The organism is Burkholderia sp. AU18528 (assembly GCF_002223215.2).
Taxonomy (GTDB): Bacteria; Pseudomonadota; Gammaproteobacteria; order Burkholderiales; family Burkholderiaceae; genus Burkholderia; species Burkholderia semiarida.
In genome coordinates this window covers 969,351-984,492 of sequence record NZ_NKFC02000005.1, presented here as the reverse complement: position 1 = coordinate 984,492, position 15,142 = coordinate 969,351, and the positions used below count along the sequence as shown (strand labels likewise).

Here is a 15,142-nt window from a genome sequence, read left to right as displayed (position 1 = left end):
GTCGATGAGTCGGGTTTCGTGAATCCCGTTGGAAAAGTTAGAGAATGTTCAGCGTGATGACCGAAGTCGCGTCGATCTTGCCCGTGGTGGGCGGCTGGTTGCCGACGCGCAGCACGGTGGCTTCGAGATCGAAACCTGACTCCATCGCGCCGCCCGGCTTCTGAACGAGCATGCTGCTCGCGTCGCCGGGCTTGAGCAGGGCGCCAGTCGTTTTGTCGCGCAGACGGATCGCGAGGTGCTGGGCGCCGGTATTCTGGATCAGCGCGGGGTTGTCCGAGTCCCGAGGCGCGCTGAGCGTGGCGGTGATCGACGCCGGGGGCGTCGGGCCCGAGCAGAGCACCCGGAAGTTCACGGGGCGCGTCGGGCCGGTTGTCTGCGAAACGTCATAGGGGCCGAACTGCCCGAAGTCGATGTTCAGCGTGCTGCTGTCGACGCGGCAACTCGGCAACACCCGGAGCGACACGTTGCCGGAGTAGATGTTGGTGACGGCCACACCGGGATTGCCGTCGCCATAGGTTCGGGCGACATGGCCGAAGCTCGTCGTCGAAAAGCTCGGGATGTCGTTGCTGGTCTTGACCAGATCGATCCTGTATTTTGCGCCGTTGCCGTAGTTGACCGGCTGCGTGCCGGGGGTGGACGGATTTTCCTTCCAGTTGTTCGTGTAAGGCACGACGCTGGTGCTGCCGCTGGCGCGAACGTAGTTGAGCCGAAACCCGACTCCTGGCACGTTGGTATCGTAAATCTTGCCGCCGAGCGACGAAAGCTTGGGAGGCGTGATGAACTCCACATTGATCGTGCCGGTCGGCGGATCGCAGGCGATGAAAATCATCTCGGGCGTCGGAGCGGACTCACCGCTGACGAGCGGGCTGCCGATCGGCAGATCGGGATCGACGTCGACGACCCCGGCCGGGAAACCGATATTGAACGTCGTCAATATCTGGTTCGGCATGGGCCGTGTTTCGGTCCACCGCTCCGACTCCGCTTGAGTAATGGGCCGGCACGCCGCGAGCACGGCCGGCGACGCCGACAGCAGGCACGCGGCAGCAAGGATAACTCGGGTCTTTTTCATCATTTGAATGCGCTGAAGACGATGAGAGGGCGAGGCGCTCAGATGTCGACGGCGTCCCATTGCGCGAGAAGCTCGGCAGGGATCACGTTCGCCAGCTCCGAGAAGCGCTTGCCGACCATGCGTTCGGATTGCCGGAGCAGCACGATGACGGGGCTGCTCGGCTCGTTTTGCTCGAACCACAGGCGCGTTTCCTGAATCGACGCGAGCGCGCTCCAGCGATCCATCGGCCGCGCGTCATGCGTGGTCCGGGCCGCGGCGCCGGTTTCGTGCGGCGTCGCTTCGGTCGGCAGGCTCGCCGTTGGCTCCGGTGCCGAAGCCGGCTCCACCGGTGCATCGGACGGACCGGCGGCAACCGGTGCGCGGCCCGCGTCGAGGGCCGTCCGCGCGAACGGCTGCAGCAGTTTCACGATGCCGTCGAGATCGGGCGCATCGGCCTGCAACGTGTCGCGCGTCAGCGAGACGATCTCGGCGACGGCGCGTTGCGCATCCGCCAGTGCGACGATCGCGGCGTCGCGCCGGTTCCACAGTTCGCCGAGCAGCCGGCTCGCCGATTCCGGCGCGAGCGCGTCCTTCGCGCGCGGGACCGCGAACGCCTTCTCGATGTCGCGCAACTGCAGTTGCAGACCGGCGGTTTTCGGCAACCGGATGTCGCGGGCGTCAGCCAGTGCCGCGTCGGCGTCGGCGAGCGCGGCGATCGCGTTCGAGTAAACGATCGGATCGCGCTCGCCGTCGAGCATCGGCGTCGGATGCAACGCCTCGCCGTAGCGCTCGAGCATCTGCAGCAGCACCGCGATGCCGTCGCGCAGCCCTTCGGCTCCGCTTTGGCGGATCCGGCAGCGGGTCAGGATCGTGAGCAGCCGCAGGTCCTTCGTGCGTAGCAGCAGCGCGCGGCAGTCGCGCTCGGCTTCGGCCCAGTTCGCCTGCTGCGGCGCATCGACGAAATCGCCGTATTGCGCATCCGTGCGTGGTGCGACGGCCGCTTGCAGCATCACGAAGGCCGGGTCGTATTCGAGATCGGGGCCGCACGGGTCGTCGGCCGATACGGGTTCGAGCAGGTCGATGTAGCGCGCGAGCGGGTCGTGTGCGGGAGCATTCATGCCGGATCCTCCAGTTGATCGCAGTATTTCTCGGGCTCGAACACCATGCCGACCACCGGTTTGTCGTCCAGCGATTGGCCGAGCCAGGTCGAATAGCCGAGCCGGTGCGAGCTGTCGGCGCGCGCCGGCGGCGCGGCACGCGGCTTGACCAGCAGCTTGATTTCCCAGTCGTATTCGAGACCGACGAACGCGCGGACCCAGTCGACCAGCGTCGGGAGATCGTCGCCATGCGGTGTGAGACGCAGGTACTGGTCGAGATCGAGCGGCCCGATCACGAGACGGAACTTGTGCTGGCAATCGGGGATCATGTCGCCCAGCAGCGCACCCTCGCCCATGATCGTCGACGGTGCGGGCGCGCCGAGCAGGCAGCGCTCGGGGCCGGTGATCTGAATCCAGTGCGGCACGAATTCGTCGACGGCCACCGGTACGCCGAAGTAATGGGACAGCGTTGCCGCCAGGCCGTCCGGATTGCGCGCCTCGCGCACCAGGTGCGCCGAGGCCGCATAGCGCGCATGCGGCGGCGGGTGCGTACGCGCGGCTTCGTCCGGATCGGTGCCCATCAGGCTGCCGATATAGAACGAGAAGGTTTCCTGCGACGGCCGGTCGAGCGAGACGGTCGCCTGTGCCGACGCCCACGCCCGGTAGAACAGCGTGAGCGCCCGATGATGGAACAGGTTGGCGAATGCAATGAGCGTCTTGTCCTGATGGCTCTCCGCACGGCTGTACGCCAGTTCCGTCATGTGGAGCGGCAGCGGGCCCTGCGGACCCCACAGTCCAAGCCCGAAGAGCCGGACGTCGAGCCGGCCGCCCTGCACGTCGAGCGCCGCGATTTCGCGCGGCGCGAACGCCATCGACGGTTGCTGGCCGACGCGGAAGGGCTCCTGCCGCGGCAAACGCGCCGTGCCGGGCAGCGGCTGGACGGTGTCGCGCGCGCTGATCGCGCGCAGCAGGCTGAGGAAGCCGGCCTGCCACGGCGTGTGCTCGTCGAACCACGCGCGCAGTGAATCCGGATGCAGCGGCGAGCCGTCGTTGACCGGCACCGAGTCGAATGCGTCCATCGCTTACACGGCCCCCCGCCCGCCCATGCGCGGTTTCCAGCGCGTCACGAGGCCGCGCTGCATCGAGCGCAGCTCCGTCTCGGTGAAGACATTGATCGATACGTGTCGGGCCAGGTATTGCTCGAGCACGAGGCCGAACAGATAGGGGCTCACTCCCGAAAAGCCGGTCTCGTCGACCGTCAATTCGCAGCGCACGCCACGCCCGTAGACGAGCAGCCCGTGATCCGGAAGGCGCCGGACGACGGGCTCGGTGCGCGCCCCGACGAGGCTCTCGATCTGCGTGCGCTGTTCGTGCTCGCTCGTCCCGACGAACAGCCGCAGCATGTTGCGCAGCGCCTGGCCGCCGTCGCGATGGTCGAGCTCCGCGAGCGGCATGTAGTTGAAGCTCAACTGGCGAATCAGCCGCCATGCCGTCTCGCCCGTCGCATAGGGTTCGCGCGGCGTGCTCGGCGGATGCACGAGACTCACGCCCTCGATCGGCACCGAGTCCTGCATCGTGAGGTCGCTGAATCCGTTGCGCGGAATCAGGCGCGGCAGGTCGCGATTGGTCAGCCACGCGTCGACGGACAGATAGCGGATCGCGTCGTCGTAGGGTGCTTCGGCCTGATCGACGAGCGACACGAATACTTCGGTGCCGACGTACTCGCTGCGGGTGCCGTATTTGCGCGCGTTGGCCGACATCGCGCGCGGCTCCCGCAGAATCGAAAAGTAGCGCCCGTAATTGCCGATGTCGCTGTGTAGCGTCTGGTACAGCGGATTGAACGTCACCTCGGTCGACGTTTCGGCTTTCTGGCCGAATACGCGCGACACCGAGAAGACTTCGTAATCGAGCGGGCGGCTGCGGTCCGGAATCAGGTGGAACGCGGTCAGCGCGCGGTTGATCTCGATCCGGTCGGTACGCCGCGGAAACAGGTTGACGATCGGCGTGCAGAACAACTGAAAGCTCGACGCATCGACGTGTGTCGTCAGTTCGTCGGGCAGTCGGTCGAGCAGCAGCACGACTTCCGCTTCCTGGCCGTCGATCCTGGACAAGCCGGCCTGCAACTGCGTCAGCACGAAGAAATAGAAGCGTTGCCGGCAGGTGAAGTACTCGTGCAGCAGGTTGTGCCCGTGGAACGTATTCCACATTTGCGGCAACAGGCTCTGGTCGGGGCGAAGGCCTTCGAAATCGACCGGATGCTTGGCGACGACCGTGCAATCGTCGCGGGTGGCGCCGTGTGCGCGCACGACCGATGCGATGCCGCCGGCATGGATCAGTTCGAACAGATGGGACGCGATCCGTTCGTCGCCGCCGATATAGAGCGACAGCCTGTCGAGCCCGGTGATTTGCGAGAACTTGATCTCGCCCACCGTGCGCAGCCGCAACCGGAGCGCGCCGCGCAGCCGCATGTGCGGCATCAGTGTGCGCTGCAGGTCCGGAAGGTCCGGCGGGACGGCCGTCAGCTTCGCGTCGACGATCTCGATCGGCCAAAGCGTGATTTCATGGCCGCTGCGGAACTCGCACGCGGTCCGCTCGCCCGGCGGGATCGACGAGCGCAATACGCTGTGGCGCGGCACCGTGAAACCCTTGCTGAAGTTGCCTTCGCGCAGGCTCGGGCGCAGCTTCGCCACGGCCATGGACGGCGTCGGCGCAACGTAGTTCGGATACACGACTTCGAGCAGGCGCTGCGTGAAGCGCGGGAATTCCGCGTCGAGCTTGAGCTGCGTACGGGCCGACATGAAGCAGAACGCCTCGATCATCCGCTCCACGTAAGGATCGGCTGTCTCGATGCCGTGCATGCCGAGGCGGCGGGCGATCTTCGGATGCTGCGCGGCGAACTCCGCGGACAGCTCGCGCATGTAAGTCAGTTCGCGGTTGTAGTGGTCGAGAAATCTGGGATCCATATCAATGTTCGATGCGAGCGCCAGGATCGAGCGTCACCTTGTTCGATTCGATGTCGAAGGTGCTCTGGATCAGGAATTCGAGGGGGTACGGCGACCATTGCATCAGCCCGCGAATCTCGAACGCGAGCTTGTTGTAGCTGGCGGCTTCGCGCCCCGCGATGGGGCGAATCGCGATCGAATCCGCGAGCAGGCGCGGCTCGAAGCGGACGATCGCGGTCTTGACGAGCGTCTCGATCGTTTCCCAGTTGCGGTCGCTCAGGTAGCTTCCCGACAACGGCGGCACGCCATAGTTGACGACGGACGCGGCGGCCTGCGGATAGCGCGCGGCGTCCAGCTCGCCATCGAGATTGGTCGAGTTCAGCAGCAGCGCGAGATCGCGTTGAATGATCCGGCGCATGCCTTCGCCGTTCGGCGCATACGCGCGGGCGGTTTCGTGGCGCGCGTGCGGCGCGTCGTCCTGCAGCCGGTCAAGCAGGGACGGCAGGTACGCGGGCCGGTGCGGGTCTTCAGGATGACGTGCCATCGGTGTCTTCGTCCGTGAAGCGGCAGCCGCCGATATCGAGCAGACCCCAGTCGCCGCGGTTGGTCGTCCAGGTTTTTTGGCCGAGCGCGATCACGTTCGTGTCGCCGAGATCCTGCCAGCGGGTTTCGCGCGCGAGCCGAATGGTGGCCGGGCCGTGCTCGGAGCCGGGGTAGCGGGTCGGTACGTAGCCGCGGAGAACCGTCGCGTCGCGCAGGATCAGCGTGGCAGGGCGCCATACGAGATCGGTCAACGTGCCGATCGGGGTGAGCGTGAGCGACTTGATATGGGCGAACGGAATCCACCGGTAACCACCTGCCACGGCCATTTCGCAGATCGGACCGAGGCGCGTGTCGCTGTCGGTCAGCCAGTCGAAGTCGCCCATTTCGGCGCTTTCGCCCCGGCTCGCGGGCGCCGCGTCGAGCGCGAACTCGCGCAGTGCGTCGGCGCCCGCCACGTCGCCGGCGCCCAGACGCGCATTCGCCTGCAGCAACCGCTCGACCCACGCGGGCGCCGCTTCATCGACGAAGCCGGGCGTGCGCGTGCCGGCGAATACCTCGGCGCGAAACATCTCGCTTTCGATGAGCCCGCGATGCAGTTGCGCGCGCGCGGTGCCCTCGGGCTCGAGCGTCGCCCAGGTCTGCAACTGCTTGAGCGCGCGTTCCCAGTCGCCGTAGACGCACAGCAACTGGAAAAGCAGCCAGCGTTCCGCCGGATCGGACGGTCGCCGCCGCACCGCTTCGATGGTTTGCTCTTTCAGCGCGTCGAGCGACTGGGTCTGCAGCAGGTTCTGTACCGTTGGGCGGCCGGTGGCTGGCGTGGCGGTATCAGGGGCGTTCATCGTCATGTTGTTCGGTCGTTGAAGTGTCGGTGAAGGTGGTCAGCATCGGGAAATGGCTATCGACGCTGATCAGGTGATGCTCGCGACGCGCGAGCAGCGCGGCCGTCGGAAAGTGCGGACGCCGCCGTTGCGCAGGCGCGAGCAGGTGGAGGACGTCGTGGCGTGCGTCGTCGACGAACAACTCGTCGGACAGGAACGGGTTCATGCCGTCGAGCACCCGATCGATTTGCTGGCGCGCGTCCAGCAGATCGCTCAGCAGCGAGCCGGTCCGATAGCGCTCGGTATCGAGGAACGGGTCGGGCGGCAACGGGACCGCGATCTGCGGCTGCTCTATTTCCTTCATCGCGTGCGCGGCGGACCGCTCGCGGTGGATCAGCGCCCGCCGGTATTCGGCGAGCAGCGCGTCGAGCGGGTCGCCGTTGTCGAGATCGGGCGAGACCGGTGCGACCACGCCGAGCGGTTCCTCGTCCAGCACGGTGCGCGGCGCGTCGCCGTGCGCGCCGTTCGATTTCGCGTCCGCCAGCGCCGTCAGATCGACGAACCCGGCCGGCTCGCTGCGCGGCAGCGCATTGCCCAGCGCGATCAGGTCGACGGGCGCCGGCGCGTCGTCCTGCGCGATGGCGGAGGACGGCAGGCCGATGGTCAACTCGTCGACGCCGACCGTGACCGTCTCGCCGAGCCGAACCTCACATGCGCGATGTCGCGGCACCAGGGTGGCGCCGACGCGGCAGGCGAGTGTTTCGCAGTGGTTTTCGAACTGGATGCGGCCATCGGCGTCGATGAGGAAGACCACGTGGTCGGTGAGCGGATTCGCATCGCCCGACACCGCGGCGAATTCGCCGGACGACGCCGAATACGCGCAGCGGTCCCGGCCGAGCGCGTGCTGCACCGGCGCGCGCGGCGCGCGGCCGCCCCGCCGGACGAGCTTCGCGAACGGCGGCGGCGCGGGATCGGCCGGCTGATGGTCGGGCGTCGTGCAATCGGGCTCGCGAGCCGCGTTCCTGCTCATTTTCGGCATAACGGTTGATCAGTAAAAAGCGAGGGTTTTATCGGTGCAGCGGCATGGCGCACGTGCCTCATTAATTCGAGATAAAGGGGCGCTTCGTTGCGGATTAATTCGAGATAAATCCGGCGAGCAAGCGAGAATGAAGGTGCGGTCTACGATTCGAGCGGGAATATTAGCGTGCGCCGGTTTTGAGGTATATCGGAATTGTTCTAAATGTACGGGTCGTATTTCGTGCAGCGACTTCGAAAGTCGGGGCGGCATGACAGTCGCGACGGATGTCGGGCAGCCCGTGGTGGCGGCGATGTGACCCGCCAGGGCGCCGTGCGAGGCAATTTGGGACGAACGCGCGGGGATGGAGGCATGCGGTCCTTTTCGCGAAAAAGCGGATGAAAAAATAATACTCGTCCGATTGATCGATGAATGATGTGGGAGGTAATGTTGGCGGTTTTGATTTAGCCTCCGCGGCGACGGATGGCGTGACTGTATTCACGTTGGTCTTGCTTGCGGCGCGACTTATTTCCAGATCGATCTCATGACAATTTCAAGGCAGGCCTTATTCGGCAAACTCGGGCATTCGCTGTTCCGAAGCGTCGAATCCGCCACGACTTTCTGCAAGCTGCGCGGCAATCCTTACGTCGAACTGGTGCATTGGCTGCATCAACTGCTGCAGGCGCCCGACGGCGACCTCCAGCGGATCATCCGGCACTGCGACGTCGACTCAGAAGCACTCGATCGGGACGTGCTGCGCGCGCTGGCCGCGCTGCCGGCCGGCGCGAGTTCGATCAGCGATTTCTCCCATCACGTCGAAACCGCCGTCGAGCGCGCATGGGTGCTGGCATCCCTGGATTTCGGCGACCGCCGGATCCGCGGCGCATGGCTCGTCGCCGCGCTGGTCAGGACGCCCGAACTGCGCCGGGTGCTGCTGTCGATCTCTCCGGAGTTCGGCAAGATCCCGGTCGAGAACCTCGGCGAGATGCTGCCCGCGTGGATCGACGGCTCGCCGGAGGCAGCGGATGCGCCGTATGACGGGACCGACTTCGGCGGCGCGGTGCCCGGCGAGGCCGCCGGCGCGCTTGCGCCCGCGGGGGCCGGCGGCTCGCCGCTCGAGCAGTACTGCAGCGATTTGACGGCGCGCGCGCGCGCCGGCGAGATCGATCCGGTCGTCGGCCGCGAACTCGAGATCCGCACGATGATCGATGTCCTGTTGCGGCGGCGTCAAAACAATCCTTTGCTGACAGGCGAGGCGGGCGTCGGCAAGACGGCCGTGGTCGAGGGGCTCGCGCGCGCGATCGTCGACGGCGACGTGCCGCCGAAGCTGGCCGACGTGCGTCTGCTGAGTCTCGACGTCGGCGCGCTGCTCGCCGGCGCGAGCATGAAAGGTGAATTCGAGGCACGCCTGAAGGGCGTGCTCGAGGCGGCAACGAAGTCGGCGGTACCCGTCATCCTGTTCGTCGACGAGATTCATACGCTGATCGGTGCGGGCGGCCAGGCCGGCACGGGCGACGCGGCAAACCTGCTGAAGCCGGCGCTCGCGCGCGGCACGCTGCGCACGGTCGGCGCGACGACCTGGGCCGAGTACAAGCGCCATATCGAAAAGGATCCGGCGCTGACGCGGCGCTTCCAGGTGCTCCAGGTGCCGGAGCCCGAGGAGGCGGCGGCGATCGACATGGTGCGCGGGCTCGCGCGCACTTTCTCGCGGCATCACGGCGTCGTGGTGCTTGACGAGGCGATTCGCGCCGCGGTCACGCTGTCGCATCGGTACATCCCGTCGCGGCAACTGCCGGACAAGGCGATCAGCCTGCTCGACACCGCTTGCGCGCGCGTGGCGCTGTCGCAGCACGCGCCGCCGCGCGAGCTGCAGAACGTGCGCCAGCGCCTGCAGGCGGCGCAAGTCGAATGCGACCTGCTCGACCAGGAGCGATGCATCGGCCTGGGCGACGCGGACGCGCTGGCCCGCACGCAGGCGCGCATCGCCGAGCTGGAGCGCGAGGCGGCGAACGTCGATGCACGCTGGCGCGCGCAGGCCGAGGCCGCGCAGGCGCTGTTGAGCGCGCGAGAGGCGGTGCGCGAGGCCGCCGACAGCGTGTCGGCCGACCGGCTGCAGGCGCTCGAGCGTGCGCTCGTGGATCGGCAGGGCGAGGCTGCGTTCGTTTTCCCGGAAGTGAACGAGGCGATCGTCGCGGCGATCGTGTCGGACTGGACCGGTATTCCGGTGCGCCGGATGGTCACCGACGAGGTTGCCGCGGTGCGCACGCTGCCCGACACGCTCGCGGCGCGCGTGATCGGTCAGCCGGACGCGCTGCAGCAGATCGGCGAGCGCGTGCAGACCGCGCGCGCGGGGCTGACGGATCCGAAAAAACCGCTGGGCGTGTTCATGCTGGCCGGCCCATCCGGCGTCGGCAAGACCGAGACGGCGCTGGCGCTGGCCGAAGCGCTGTACGGCGGTGAGCAGAACCTGATCACGGTCAACATGAGCGAGTATCAGGAAGCCCATACGGTGTCCGGGCTGAAGGGCGCGCCGCCCGGCTACGTCGGTTACGGCGAGGGCGGCGTCCTGACCGAGGCGGTGCGGCGCCGGCCGTACTCGGTGGTGTTGCTCGACGAGATCGAGAAGGCGCATCCCGACGTGCACGAAATGTTCTTCCAGGTGTTCGACAAGGGCTACATGGAGGACGGCGACGGGCGCTACATCGATTTCCGCAACACCACGATCCTGCTGACGAGCAACACGGGCTCCGAGCTGATCGCGAGCCTGTGTTCCGACGAGGCGCTCGCACCTCGCGCGGATGCGCTGTGCGCGGCGCTCGGGCCGGTATTGCTGAAAACGTTCCCGGCCGCGTTCCTCGGCCGCGTGACCGTGGTGCCGTACAGGCCGCTCGCACAGGCGGCGCTGGCGCAAATCGTGCGGCTGCATCTGGATCGTGTAGTGACGCGCATGGCGGACGGGCACGCGGTGGCGTTCGGCTATGCGCCAGCGGTGCTCGACTACATCGTCGAGCGCTGTCTCGTCCAGGAAACCGGTGCGCGCCTGCTGATCGGCTTCATCGAGCAGCACGTGCTGCCGCGGCTCGCCGCGCACTGGCTCGATGCGCTGGCGTCGCAGCGCACACTCGCACGTGTCGACCTCGAGGTGATCGACGCGAACGCGGTACCCGCGGAGGCCTTCGTGTTCCGCGCATCCTACGCGGACGCGGGCGATTGACGCACATCGGTACCACCCGATACGAGGCGCTCGCTCCGTGCGGCGTATCGAGCCGCGTATCGGGCGGGCATCGGGCGCGCATCGTCGTCGCCTATTGCAGGATCAGCCTCAGATGCGCATCCGCCTGCTCGCCCGGCGGCTTCTGAAACCCGCCCTTCGCGAACCGATGCCACCGGCCGATCACGTAGCTGACGAGCAGGCTCGCGCGGGCGCCGGGATCGTAGTCGGCCGGCAGCACGAGCGGCGCCGCGCCCTCGTGCGGCGCATTCGCCTCGGTGCGCGCGACCCGCAGGCATTGCTTGACCGTCGCCTCGATGCGGTCGAGCAACTGGTTCACGCGCTCGGTCAGCCGCTCGTCCTCGCCGACCAGCGCCTCGCCGGTCAGCACGCGCGTCATGCCCGGGTTCTTCGCGGCGAAATTGAGCATCGTCAGCGCGATCGTGCGCGCCTGCAGCACGCCGTTCGGCTCCTTCGCGACGATCTGGTTGACGAGCCCGAAGAGCGCCTGCTCGATGAACTCGATCAGCCCTTCGTACATCTTCGCCTTGCTGGTGAAGTGCCGGTACAGCGCGGCTTCGGACACGTCGAGCCGGGCCGCGAGCGCGGCGGTCGTGATTTTCTCGGGTTTCGGGGCCTCGAGCATCGCGGCGAGCGTCTGCAGGATCATCACGCGGCGCTCGCCCGGCTTCGGACGCGGGCGAGAGGGTGTGGCCTGGCCTTCCGTTACGGCTTGGTCCTGCGGGTAAGTCGGCTGCATTTCTGTCGCCCCGATCGTGTGCCCAGTCGCAGCGATTTTAACGAACGAATGCGCTGGTCGACATAATGAGGGCGTCCGGTTGCCGGCAGATGACCGGGCAGGTGGCCGGTGATCCATACGGTACCGATGCCCAGACGCTTGTAGCGCTTCAGGTGGCCGCGCGTATCCTCGACGAGGATCGCGTCGGCGAGCCGCGCATGCGCGGCGCGCAGCGTCCGGCGCAGCATCGCAGGGTCGGGCTTCGCGCGCCACGTGCGGCGGTCGCGCATGTGCTCGATCGCGATCACGCGCTCGAACAGCCGCTCGATGCCCAGCTCGCGCAGCACCGCGCGCGCATAGTTTTCCGGCGCGTTGGTCAGGATCAGCTTGCGGCCCGGCAGCGCGGCGACGATGCGCGCAAGGCCGCGCTCGGCGCGCACCATCGCGGGCAGGTCGGAAAACGTGTGGACCACGCGCAGGAAATCGTGAGGATCGATCGGATGATGGCGCGTGAGGCCGAGCAGCGCGGCGCCGTAGCGCTCGGTGTAGCCGATGCGCAGGCGGTCGGCTTCGGCGCGCTCGACCTGCAGCGCGTCGATGATGTATTGCGTCATCGCACGATTGATCTCGGGAAAGATCGCGTGCGACGCGTGGTGCAGCGTATTGTCGAGATCGAACAGCCACACGGGCGTGCCGGCGCGCGGCCGGCTGCGGGAGATGCGCCGGCGCCGCAGCGACGCCGGCAGGCCGGGGCTGGCAGGCGGGCGGCGCGCGCTCAATGCGAGCGGATCATCGTGCCGAACGGCTGCTCGGTCAGGATTTCCAGCAGCACCGAGTGCTCGATGCGGCCGTCGACGATGTGTACCGACTTCACGCCGCTCTTCGCGGCGTCGAGCGCCGACGAAATCTTCGGCAGCATGCCGCCCGAGATCGTGCCGTCCTCGAACAGCGCGTCGATCTCGCGTGCGGACAGGTCGGTCAGCAGGTTGCCGTCCTTGTCCATCACGCCGGGGATGTTGGTCATCATCAGCAGCTTCTCGGCGTTCAGCACCGTGGCCAGCTTGCCCGCGACGAGGTCCGCGTTGATGTTGTACGACAGGCCGTCCTCGCCGAAGCCGATCGGCGAGATCACCGGAATGAACGCGTCGTCCTGCAGCGCCTTCACGACTGCCGGGTTGATCGCCTCGACTTCGCCGACCTGGCCGATGTCGATGTACTGGCCCGGGTTGTCGCGATCCGGCATCAGCAGCTTGCGCGCATGGATCAGGCCGCCGTCCTTGCCCGTGAGGCCCACCGCGTGACCGCCGAAGTGGTTGATCAGCATCACGATGTCCTGCTGCACTTCGCCGCCCAGCACCCATTCGACGACTTCCATCGTCTCTTCGTCGGTGACGCGCATGCCCTGGATGAAGGTGCCGGCCTTGCCGATCTTCTTCAGCGCGTGATCGATCTGCGGACCGCCGCCGTGGACGATCACCGGGTTGATGCCGACCAGTTTCAGCAGGATCACGTCGCGCGCGAAGCCCTGCTTGAGCCGCTCTTCCGTCATCGCGTTGCCGCCGTATTTGATGACCACGGTCTTGCCGTGGTAGCGGCGGATGTACGGCAGCGCCTCCGCGAGGATTTCTGCTTTCAGCGTGGGGGCGATCTGCGAGAGGTCGATGGGCTCTGACATGGCGGCGGCTCTGGCTGGGAACGGTTGAAACAGGCCGAATTGTACAGGAGTGGCGCAGCGCAGCATCGGTTTTTGGGCTGGCCGGACGGTGGGTCGCGCAGGTCGGACGGCACGCGCGGCGGCCCGCCGGCCAAGGCTCCCGCTGCCGCGGCGGCGCGCGGGACGGGGCCGCGCCCGGCGCATCAGGCGGGGTCGGCGGCAGCCGTCGGCCGGACGGCCGACGTGCAAAATCCGTCGGCCGCGCTATGCTAGTCGCGTAGGGCGACGTTCGTGCCCGCTTCCGCACCTCGACCATGACCGATTCCGCCGCCGACGCCCGTTCGGCCCCGCGCCGTGCGCGTTGTCCGCACTGCGGGCGCGGTTTCGACTGCGGCGCGCACACGCAGCCGTTCGACTGCTGGTGCGCTGCGATGCCGGTGTTGCCGGGCGACACGGCCCCGGCAGCCCGCGCGCGCTGCCTCTGCCCGGAATGCCTCGCCGACGAGATCGCGCGGCGCATGGCGGCGGCGCCCGGCTGACGTCGCTCGCTCGCGCACCCGGGCGCTGCGCCGGGGCGTCCGACCGTCCATTCGTCCTTCCCGATCCGGCCCCGTGGAGGCGCCGCCCGCTAAACGGGTAAACTGCTCGGATGCAACGAATCACCACCACCGGGCGCGTCAACCTCAGCCACCTGTTCTGGCTGCGCAATCTCGCGATCATCGGCCAGCTCGTGACGATCGGCGTCGTGCAGACCTATTTCGGCGTGCACCTGCCGTTGCCGGCGATGCTGATGGTCATCGCGCTCGAAATCGTTTTCAACGCGCTGACCTGGGTGCGCGTGCTGCGCGCGCGGCCCGAGACCAATTTCGAGCTGCTCGGCCAGCTGTGGGTCGACCTCGGCGCGCTGTCCGCGCTGCTGTTCCTGTCGGGCGGCACGACCAATCCGTTCGTGTCGCTGTACCTGCCGTCGCTCGCGATCGCCGCGGCCGTGCTGCCGTGGCACCTGATGATCTGGCTCGCGGCGTTCGCGGTGGCCTGCTACGCGGCGCTCGGCTTCGACTCGGTGCCGCTCAACATGGACAATCCGGCGAACCTGTTCGACTACTACCGTACCGGCATGTGGGCGAACTTCATGGTCAGCGTCGGGCTGATCGCGTGGTTCGTCGCGCGCATGTCGAATGCGCTGCGCCAGCGCGACGCGGCGCTCGGCGAGGCGCAGCAGCACCTGCTGCGCGACGAGCGGGCGGTTGCGCTCGGCGTGCAGGCCGCCACCGTCGCACATGAAATGGGCACGCCGCTGTCGACGATCGCGATGCTCGCCGAGGAGTTGCGCGACGCGGCGCGCGCCGATCCGGGGCTCGCGCGCTACGAGGCCGACCTGAAGGTGCTCGAGGAACAGATGACGCTCTGCACGTCGGCGCTCGCGCGCCTGCGCAGCCGCGCGAGCGCGCCGGCGAGCCGCCAGCCGGTGGACGACTGGCTCGACACGTTCGTCGAGCACTGGCGCCTGCGGCATCCGCACGTGCAGTTCGAGCTGCTCGGTGCGCGCCCGGCCGGCGTCGCGCTCGACGATACCGTCGCGGCCGGCCAGATCCTGACGATCCTGCTCGACAACGCCGCGCGCGCGAGCCCGCAGCGCGTGACGCTCGCCGCGAAGGTCGCGCATGGCGGCACGGCCGACGAAATCGAATTCGAAGTATGCGACGACGGGCCCGGCATTCCGGCTGCGCTGCGCGAATCGCTCGGCGCGATGCCGGTCGACAGCACGCAGGGCGGGCACGGCGTCGGCCTGTACCTCGCGTTCAGCGCGGCCGCGCGGCTCGGCGGCGAGATCGAGCTGTCCGATGTCGCGCCGCGCGCCGCTAGCGGCAACGGGCGGGCCGGCGGCGCGGCAAACGGCCACGCGGCGGCCGCATCGGGACAACGCACGGGCGCACGTACGGTCGACCGGCCAGCCGGCACGCCGGAGAGCCGCCCGGCCGGCGCGGCGGCCGGGCGCGGCACGCGGGCCGTGCTGCGCCTGCCGGTCGTGCGCGTCGCGATGCCGGCGGCCTCAACCAACACGTAGACGGAGA

General features: G+C 67.8%; 13 protein-coding genes. 3 read left to right on the top strand and 10 right to left on the bottom strand.

The window, feature by feature from the left end:
* Window positions 1–37 precede the first annotated feature (37 nt).
* The 7 genes from CFB52_RS16310 to CFB52_RS16280 are packed head-to-tail and all read right to left on the bottom strand — an operon-like array spanning window position 38 to window position 7,487.
* Window positions 38–1,069, bottom strand: coding sequence for a fimbrial protein (locus CFB52_RS16310; RefSeq protein ID WP_099316980.1), 1,032 nt, complete (start codon window positions 1,067–1,069; stop codon window positions 38–40).
* Window positions 1,070–1,107: 38 nt separating this feature from the next.
* Window positions 1,108–2,166, bottom strand: coding sequence for an ImpA family type VI secretion system protein (locus tag CFB52_RS16305; protein WP_099316917.1), 1,059 nt, complete (start codon window positions 2,164–2,166; stop codon window positions 1,108–1,110).
* Window positions 2,163–3,224, bottom strand: a complete 1,062-nt coding sequence (gene tssG / locus CFB52_RS16300; protein WP_099316916.1) for a type VI secretion system baseplate subunit TssG — start codon at window positions 3,222–3,224, stop codon at window positions 2,163–2,165. Before tssG ends, CFB52_RS16305 begins: the two co-directional genes overlap by 4 nt.
* 3 nt (window positions 3,225–3,227) lie before the next feature.
* The gene (tssF, locus tag CFB52_RS16295; protein WP_059584013.1) at window positions 3,228–5,108 is read right to left on the bottom strand and encodes a type VI secretion system baseplate subunit TssF; all 1,881 of its coding nucleotides are present in this window, start codon (window positions 5,106–5,108) and stop codon (window positions 3,228–3,230) included.
* Window position 5,109: 1 nt separating this feature from the next.
* Window positions 5,110–5,631, bottom strand: a complete 522-nt coding sequence (gene tssE / locus CFB52_RS16290) for a type VI secretion system baseplate subunit TssE (RefSeq protein ID WP_059584011.1) — start codon at window positions 5,629–5,631, stop codon at window positions 5,110–5,112.
* The gene (locus CFB52_RS16285) at window positions 5,615–6,469 is read right to left on the bottom strand and encodes a type VI secretion system accessory protein TagJ (RefSeq protein WP_373680958.1); all 855 of its coding nucleotides are present in this window, start codon (window positions 6,467–6,469) and stop codon (window positions 5,615–5,617) included. The genes tssE and CFB52_RS16285 overlap by 17 nt, the downstream gene beginning before the upstream one ends.
* Complete coding sequence (locus tag CFB52_RS16280; RefSeq protein WP_099316914.1) at window positions 6,456–7,487, bottom strand: TagK domain-containing protein; 1,032 nt, start codon at window positions 7,485–7,487, stop codon at window positions 6,456–6,458. The genes CFB52_RS16285 and CFB52_RS16280 overlap by 14 nt, the downstream gene beginning before the upstream one ends.
* Window positions 7,488–8,007: 520 nt before the next feature.
* Between CFB52_RS16280 and tssH the strand changes: the two genes are divergently transcribed.
* Window positions 8,008–10,677 (top strand): type VI secretion system ATPase TssH, encoded by a 2,670-nt coding sequence (tssH, locus tag CFB52_RS16275; RefSeq protein WP_099316913.1) that lies wholly within the window; start codon window positions 8,008–8,010, stop codon window positions 10,675–10,677.
* Window positions 10,678–10,768: 91 nt separating this feature from the next.
* On the opposite strand, the gene slmA is transcribed toward tssH, so the two are convergent.
* The 3 genes from slmA to argB are packed head-to-tail and all read right to left on the bottom strand — an operon-like array spanning window position 10,769 to window position 13,088.
* A complete protein-coding gene (gene slmA / locus CFB52_RS16270; protein ID WP_099316912.1) occupies window positions 10,769–11,434 on the bottom strand; it encodes a nucleoid occlusion factor SlmA in 666 nt (221 codons plus the stop codon).
* Window positions 11,401–12,192, bottom strand: a complete 792-nt coding sequence (locus CFB52_RS16265) for a pyrimidine 5'-nucleotidase (RefSeq protein WP_059584005.1) — start codon at window positions 12,190–12,192, stop codon at window positions 11,401–11,403. The genes slmA and CFB52_RS16265 overlap by 34 nt, the downstream gene beginning before the upstream one ends.
* Window positions 12,189–13,088, bottom strand: coding sequence for an acetylglutamate kinase (gene argB, locus CFB52_RS16260; RefSeq protein ID WP_006490510.1), 900 nt, complete (start codon window positions 13,086–13,088; stop codon window positions 12,189–12,191). Before argB ends, CFB52_RS16265 begins: the two co-directional genes overlap by 4 nt.
* A 293-nt stretch (window positions 13,089–13,381) precedes the next feature.
* Here argB and CFB52_RS16250 point away from each other — a divergent pair, with 293 nt between their 5' ends.
* Both CFB52_RS16250 and CFB52_RS16245 read left to right on the top strand, forming a co-directional pair.
* Window positions 13,382–13,606: a cysteine-rich CWC family protein gene (locus tag CFB52_RS16250; RefSeq protein WP_059584003.1), complete on the top strand. Its 225-nt coding sequence runs from the start codon at window positions 13,382–13,384 to the stop codon at window positions 13,604–13,606.
* 110 nt (window positions 13,607–13,716) lie between these two features.
* Window positions 13,717–15,135, top strand: coding sequence for an ATP-binding protein (locus CFB52_RS16245; protein WP_059642554.1), 1,419 nt, complete (start codon window positions 13,717–13,719; stop codon window positions 15,133–15,135).
* The last annotated feature ends 7 nt before the right edge of the window (window positions 15,136–15,142 follow it).

What these genes read in the sequence shown, in the direction of transcription:
- CFB52_RS16310 (WP_099316980.1), bottom strand. Translation starts at nt 1,069, where the DNA reads ATGAAAAAGACCCGAGTTATCCTTGCTGCCGCGTGCCTGCTGTCGGCG.
- CFB52_RS16305 (WP_099316917.1), bottom strand. Translation starts at nt 2,166, where the DNA reads ATGAATGCTCCCGCACACGACCCGCTCGCGCGCTACATCGACCTGCTC.
- tssG (WP_099316916.1), bottom strand. Translation starts at nt 3,224, where the DNA reads ATGGACGCATTCGACTCGGTGCCGGTCAACGACGGCTCGCCGCTGCAT.
- tssF (WP_059584013.1), bottom strand. Translation starts at nt 5,108, where the DNA reads ATGGATCCCAGATTTCTCGACCACTACAACCGCGAACTGACTTACATG.
- tssE (WP_059584011.1), bottom strand. Translation starts at nt 5,631, where the DNA reads ATGGCACGTCATCCTGAAGACCCGCACCGGCCCGCGTACCTGCCGTCC.
- CFB52_RS16285 (WP_373680958.1), bottom strand. Translation starts at nt 6,469, where the DNA reads ATGAACGCCCCTGATACCGCCACGCCAGCCACCGGCCGCCCAACGGTA.
- CFB52_RS16280 (WP_099316914.1), bottom strand. Translation starts at nt 7,487, where the DNA reads ATGCCGAAAATGAGCAGGAACGCGGCTCGCGAGCCCGATTGCACGACG.
- tssH (WP_099316913.1), top strand. Translation starts at nt 8,008, where the DNA reads ATGACAATTTCAAGGCAGGCCTTATTCGGCAAACTCGGGCATTCGCTG.
- slmA (WP_099316912.1), bottom strand. Translation starts at nt 11,434, where the DNA reads ATGCAGCCGACTTACCCGCAGGACCAAGCCGTAACGGAAGGCCAGGCC.
- argB (WP_006490510.1), bottom strand. Translation starts at nt 13,088, where the DNA reads ATGTCAGAGCCCATCGACCTCTCGCAGATCGCCCCCACGCTGAAAGCA.
- CFB52_RS16250 (WP_059584003.1), top strand. Translation starts at nt 13,382, where the DNA reads ATGACCGATTCCGCCGCCGACGCCCGTTCGGCCCCGCGCCGTGCGCGT.
- CFB52_RS16245 (WP_059642554.1), top strand. Translation starts at nt 13,717, where the DNA reads ATGCAACGAATCACCACCACCGGGCGCGTCAACCTCAGCCACCTGTTC.